We start from the raw sequence: 240 nt of genomic DNA, 5'->3' as shown, positions 1-240 counted from the left end.
TACCCAGCCCGGGGTTAGCCTTTTGCCAGACCGTTTCATCAAACGGATCATCATCTTTATCCAGGGTGAAGATGATGGCGAAAAAGGTGTCATCCTTCAACGCGCCTTCCACTTCGCTGTTATAGCCACGCAGCACCTTAATGGCATAATCGCGCAGCTCGTAACAAATCCCTTCTTTATTAAACCCAGCTGTCGTTATGCCAAACAGAAGAGACTGCAATCGTGCGCCGGTTGCAGTCT

1 pseudogene is annotated in these 240 nt (G+C 49.6%); it reads right to left on the bottom strand.

Annotation, left to right across the window (positions count from 1 at the left end):
* A pseudogene (locus tag FDX22_RS20385) lies at window positions 1-240 on the bottom strand (terminase large subunit); the annotation flags it as partial.

The organism is Citrobacter sp. TBCS-14, from assembly GCF_005280805.1.
Taxonomy (GTDB): Bacteria; Pseudomonadota; Gammaproteobacteria; order Enterobacterales; family Enterobacteriaceae; genus Citrobacter; species Citrobacter gillenii.
The sequence above is the reverse complement of the archived record's forward strand: the minus strand, read 5'-3'. Positions and strand labels throughout refer to the sequence as shown.